General features: G+C 34.4%; 3 protein-coding genes and 1 pseudogene. All 4 read left to right on the top strand.

Going from position 1 to position 5727, the window contains the following annotated elements:
• Nucleotides 1-313: 313 nt before the first annotated feature.
• A complete protein-coding gene (gene cas9 / locus ABWO41_RS14625; RefSeq protein WP_353139600.1) occupies nt 314-4480 on the top strand; it encodes a type II CRISPR RNA-guided endonuclease Cas9 in 4167 nt (1388 codons plus the stop codon).
• Nucleotides 4481-4957 carry an HIRAN domain-containing protein gene (locus tag ABWO41_RS14620; protein WP_353139597.1) on the top strand — a complete coding sequence of 159 codons (477 nt, stop codon included), beginning with the start codon at nt 4481-4483 and terminating at the stop codon, nt 4955-4957.
• Nucleotides 4958-5002: 45 nt separating this feature from the next.
• Nucleotides 5003-5539 (top strand): virulence RhuM family protein, encoded by a 537-nt coding sequence (locus ABWO41_RS14615; RefSeq protein ID WP_353139594.1) that lies wholly within the window; start codon nt 5003-5005, stop codon nt 5537-5539.
• A gap of 3 nt (nt 5540-5542) precedes the next feature.
• Nucleotides 5543-5727: pseudogene (locus tag ABWO41_RS14610) on the top strand (type II CRISPR-associated endonuclease Cas1); the annotation flags it as partial.

Genomic DNA, 5727 nt, shown 5'->3' with positions numbered 1-5727 from the left:
AAGCATGGCCACAGCCGATGGACGAATCCTATCCGATTTTTGGTGAGGTGATCTCGTCTAGGTATAAAAAATACCTCCTGGTTGATGGGCAAGAAGCGATCCAAATGTTTTCACAACGGAATAATCCTTATTGTTGTTTAATGTCTTTTTCTTACCTTAGAGTAAATATGAATTAAATAACCTACTAATTGTATAGTTGTCGTAATTAATACATAAAAAAATCCCACGGGGTACGCAGGATTGAGATTTCTTCGGCTTATAGCCTTGTTGTGAATTGTCTTTCTGAGACAAATATAAAAATATTTTAGAAATTATGAGTAAAACTTTAGGAATAGATTTAGGAACTAACTCAGCGGGTTTAACTTTAAGAGAAGATGATATTTTCTCTTGGTATGGAGTTTATACGTTTAGGAAAGGAGTTGGAGAAGGCAAATCCGGGGAATTTTCTTTTGCTGCTGAACGAACAAAGCACCGTTCTTCAAGAAGATTATACAATGCTCGTAGATATAGAAAATGGGAAACACTAAAAGTGTTGATTGAATATGGATTTTGTCCGTTAAAAGAAGAAAACCTTAAAAATTGGAAGAACTACAAAAAAGGTGTCGGTCGTGTTTTTCCAATAAATGATAATGCTTTTGACCAATGGATAAAATTAGATTTCGATGGAGATGGAAAGCCTGATTTTTCAAGTCCGTATCAGTTGAGAAGACTATTAATATCTGAAAAATTAAATTTATCCAAAGAAGAAAACCGAGATAAAATTGGCCGTGCATTATACCACATAGCACAAAGAAGAGGATTTAAAAGCAGTAGAAAAAGTGGTAAAAATGAAAAATCGGCTATTGACAATGGAAGTACTGAAACAAAGACAATAGGACGAAATGAATACAAAGATTTAATTACAGAAAACGGAAGCTTAGGAGCTGCATTCGCCTATTTGGAGGACAGGAATATTCGTGTCAGAAACAGATATACCTTACGTTCAGATTATCAAAACGAGGTTCATAAAATATTGGAATTTCAAAATGTAGCAGATGCTGATTTTATTGAAAATGTGGATAAAGCTATCTTTTTTCAAAGGCCTTTGCGTTCTCAAAAAGGATTGGTTGGTAAGTGTACTTTAGAACCCAATAAATCCCGTTGTCCAATCAGCCATCCAAAATTTGAGGAATACAGAGCATGGTCTTTCATCAATAACATCAAGTATCGGACGGAAGATAATAACCAATTTCAACCTATTCCGTTGGGGTTGAAAGAGAAGTTGTATGATGAAGCATTTTTTTATAAGAGCAAAAAAGAACTGAAATTTGCGGATTTAAGAAAAATCATAAAAAATAATGGAGGAAAATATTGGGAGTTGAATTACAGTCGCAGAATGGACGAAATTTCTGTTCCAAGTTGCTATGTTTCTTCAAGATTGAGAGCTGCTTTTGGAGATGATTGGGAGAATTTTGGAAAGGTGGTTGTTCGGAAAAACAGAGAGGGAAAAGAGAAAACGATTAAATATACCATTGAAGAAATTTGGCATATTCTATTCTCTTTTGAAGACGAAGAATATTTTACGGAGTTTTTAGAAACGGTTTTAGAATTTGAAGAGGAGGAAATAAAAGAATTATTGATTTTGTTCAACAGTTTTCCTGTTGGATATGCAAATTTGAGTTTAAAAGCCATTGATAATATATTACCGTTTTTAAGAGAGGGAATAATCTATTCAGAAGCTGTTATTTTAGCTAAGCTCCCAGAATTATTGGGTAAGGAAAAATTCGAAGCAAATAAATCGGATATTATTCGAGCTTTGGAAAATGAAATTAAAGAAAATCGTCATCAAAAAACAATCGTAAACATAACCAATAATCTGATTTTTAAATATTATGCTCTTGATTATGATGAGAAATTTGGTTGGAAAGATACTTCTTACAAATTAGCGGAATCGGATTATAAAGATGTTGAAACCGCGTCTGTTGAACATTATGGAGAAAAAACGTGGAATCAATTAGAAGATAATTTTAAGAATAAACTGCTGAATGAGGTAGCCGTTCAATATCAAGATTTCTTCACATCGTCAAAAAGAGAGCATATTAAGCAGCCTCACTTGGTCAATCAGATTAAAGATTTTTTGGATAATCATTTCAATGTTTCACAAAACTTGTTGGATAAAATATATCATCCATCACAAATAGACATTTACCCGAGTAAAGAAGGTCAGATATTTTTGGAAAGTCCTAAAACAGCCGCTTTCAAAAATCCTATGGCTTATAAAACCTTGTATCACTTGAGAGATATTATTAATTATTTAGTCGAAATCGGAAAAATTGATAATGAAACAAGAATAGTGGTTGAAATTGCACGAGATTTAAACGATGCTAACAAACGTTGGGCAATCGAAAAGTATCAGCGAGACAGAGAGGTTGAAAACCGTGCTTTTGCTTCTGCAATTGAAGAATTAATAAAAGAACCGAATTTCAATGGATATGCCAATTCAAAGAGTGATTCAGATATAGATAAATTTAGGATTTGGACAGAGCAGTTAGAAAATTTTGATGAAGTACAAAAAGATGTAAGTTCTATTGAGAACAATAAGAAGATATCGGCTTCTGATAAGGATATAATGAAGTATCGTCTATGGAAAGAGCAGAATTGTGTATGTATGTACACCGGGAAAATGATTAAACTTACCGATTTGTTTGATAAAAACAAGATAGATTTTGAGCATACTATTCCCAGAAGTAAGTCTTTTGATAATTCATTGGCTAACTTGACCGTTTGTTATGCCGATTACAATCGTAATGTTAAGAAAAATAAATTACCAACCGAATTGCCAAATTATGAAGAATCGTATAATGGATATTCCGCAATTAAACCGAGGCTGAAAGCGTGGGAAAATAAAGTAGAAGATTTATTTAGCCAAATTGAATTTTGGAAGAATAAGTCCAAGAAAGCAATGGATAAAGCAGAAAAGGACAATGCAATTCGTCAACGGCATATTCGTCAAATGGAATATGATTATTGGAAAAATAAAGTCGATAGATTTACCCGTACTGAAATCCCTAAAGGATTTGTCAATAGTCAGCTGACAGATACGCAGATTATTACCAAATATGCATTTCATTACTTGAAAACTGTCTTTGCCAAAGTAGATGTTATCAAAGGTTCGGTTACTTCAGATTTCAGGAAAATATATGGAATACAACCAAAAGGAGAGGTTAAAAACAGAAGTAAACACTCACATCACGCAATAGATGCCGCAGTTTTGACTCTAATTCCATCTCTAAGAAAACGCGAGGAGATTCTCAAAGATTACTATTACAAAGAAGAAAATAATATCAAGGGAGCATATCCGATAAAACCTTTCTCTGATTTCAATTACTCAATGATAGAAGAAATTGAGAAAAATATTCTTATCAACAATATTGCAGACAAAGACCAAACGCTTACGCCGGGCATTAAAAAAGTCAGAAAACGAGGTAGGATTGTTTGGTTACGAGATAAAGACGGCAATTTATTATTAGATGAAAAAGGAGAGAAAATTCCGAAGATAGCACAAGGTGATTCAGTAAGAGGGGAGTTGCACCAACAAACCTATTATGGCAAAATCAAGGTTGCAGCTAAAGATGAAAATGGCAGCTTGAAAAGGGATGATGAAGGAACTATCTTATACAATCAAGTTGATGGGAAGGATGAGATGTGGATGGTAATTAGAGTTTCCGTGACTGATAGTAAGTTTAATGTTGATAATATTGTTGATGAGGTCTTGAAAAACCATGTCAAAGAGCAATTAAAAACAAAAAAAGTAACAGAGTTAACAGACTTTCAAGGTAATCCTATAAGAAGGATTAGAAGTCGTGTTAAGTCAGGAAGGGGATATATGAATCCTGATAATGTTACTGTTGTAAAAGAGCAAACGTACAAGTCCAATAAGGAGTACAAGAATTATATTTATGCGGATTCGGGCGAAAATTATGTGTTTAGTATGTATGAAAATAATAAAGGCGACAGAGATATTATTTCCATCAATAAATTTGAAGCTGCTAATTATTTGAGAAATATTGGGTTTCCAAATGGTAAAGAAGAACTTTTTAGACAAAAAGAACCGATTATTATAAAAAAGAAAGAAGCTCGTTTAATTCATGTTTTTGAAGTTGGTCAGAAGGTGATCTTTTATAATCATATTGAAGAATTAAATGATATTCAAAATGAACCTCAAGAGATTTCAAAAAGATTATATTTTATAAAAAGATTACATCAGGCTTCTGTTGGAAATATGTTGTTTCAACATCATTTAGAGGCGAGAGAAGATGAAGAATTGACAAAAGCCTTCCCTAAAGAGGTTTTTAAATCAGCAGGAAAGGATGGCTTTTCTAAATATCAGACGGATTTTATAGCACCCAGGATATTGTTTAAGCCAACTAATCCAAATTTTATAATCGAAGGCAAAGACTTTGAAATGAAATTGGATGGAAGCATAAAATTTAAGTTTTAGATGATGAATCGAACAGACTTTCTCAAATCACTGGGCTTAGGAGCAGGTGGATTAATCTTGCCTACGAATAGTTTGATTAATACCCAATCTGTCAAGATATATGATAATTATATCCGGGGGGGTATGCATTATGACTTTAAGAAAATCAAAGATAGTATTAAAGAAGGTGATGAGGTACAGCTTGTACGTGAACCGACCAATATGTATGATAGTTTTGCTGTTCAGGTAAATAGAGGTGAGGAGCGGCTGGGGTATTTGGCGGCTTATGAGAATATTGTATTGGCCAACATGATAGATGCCGGTGCCGGACTTAGGGCGTATGTTAGTCAAAAAGATTTAAATCGTTCTGCACAGGAATGGTTAGCCATAGAAGTTTTTGCGGAGTTGGTTATTGCGACACAGAAATTAATAGATAGTGTGTTTGCGAACAACCGTGCTGATGATGCACCGGATGTTTATCGGTTGGGAGAGGTTTAATTGAGGCACTGTATGTACAAACACAATCAGAAGAATTCGAAAATTATGAGTGAAATAATCATCTATCAAACCTCCGATAATCAAACTCAAATAGATGTAAAATTTGAGAATGAAACGGTATGGCTTAGTCAAGCTCAGTTGGTCCAACTTTATCAAACCAGTAAAGCCAATGTGAGTGAGCATATCAAACACATATTTGAAGAAGGAGAATTGAACAAAGAAGCAGTTGTTCGGAAATTCCGAACAACTGCTTCGGACGGCAAAAATTACAATGTAGAACACTATAATCTGGATATGATTATTTCGCTTGGTTATCGCATAAAATCGAGCATAGCCACATCTTTCCGTATCTGGGCAACCCAACGCTTAAAAGAATATCTGATTAAAGGTTTTGCTATCGATAGCCACCGCCTAAAAAATCTTGGTGGCGGAAACTATTGGAAAGAACTACTAGATACGATTCGGGATATTCGCAGCAGTGAGAAAGTGATGTATCGCCAAGTACTGGATTTGTACGCCACGGCAATTGATTACAATCCAAAAGCAGCGGAAAGTGTTTTGTTTTTCAAAATAGGGAAATAAATCATGATAAAACGAACCTTGATGTTTTCCAATCCGGCCTATCTGAGTCATAGGAATAGCCAATTGGTCATTTCCTTTCCGGAAAAGGATAAGGAGGATAGGACAGTACCCATAGAAGATATAGGCGTACTGCTGTTGGAAAACCAACAGATTACGATTTCGCATGGATGCATAGCGGCATTATTGCA

Source organism: Pseudopedobacter sp. (assembly GCF_040392825.1).
Taxonomy (GTDB): Bacteria; Bacteroidota; Bacteroidia; order Sphingobacteriales; family Sphingobacteriaceae; genus Pseudopedobacter.
Note: the sequence above shows the minus strand (reverse complement) of the source record. Positions and strands in the feature narration are given on the sequence as shown.

Coding starts and splice junctions, on each gene's coding strand:
- cas9 (WP_353139600.1), top strand. CDS start 314: ATGAGTAAAACTTTAGGAATAGATTTAGGAACTAACTCAGCGGGTTTA.
- ABWO41_RS14620 (WP_353139597.1), top strand. CDS start 4,481: ATGATGAATCGAACAGACTTTCTCAAATCACTGGGCTTAGGAGCAGGT.
- ABWO41_RS14615 (WP_353139594.1), top strand. CDS start 5,003: ATGAGTGAAATAATCATCTATCAAACCTCCGATAATCAAACTCAAATA.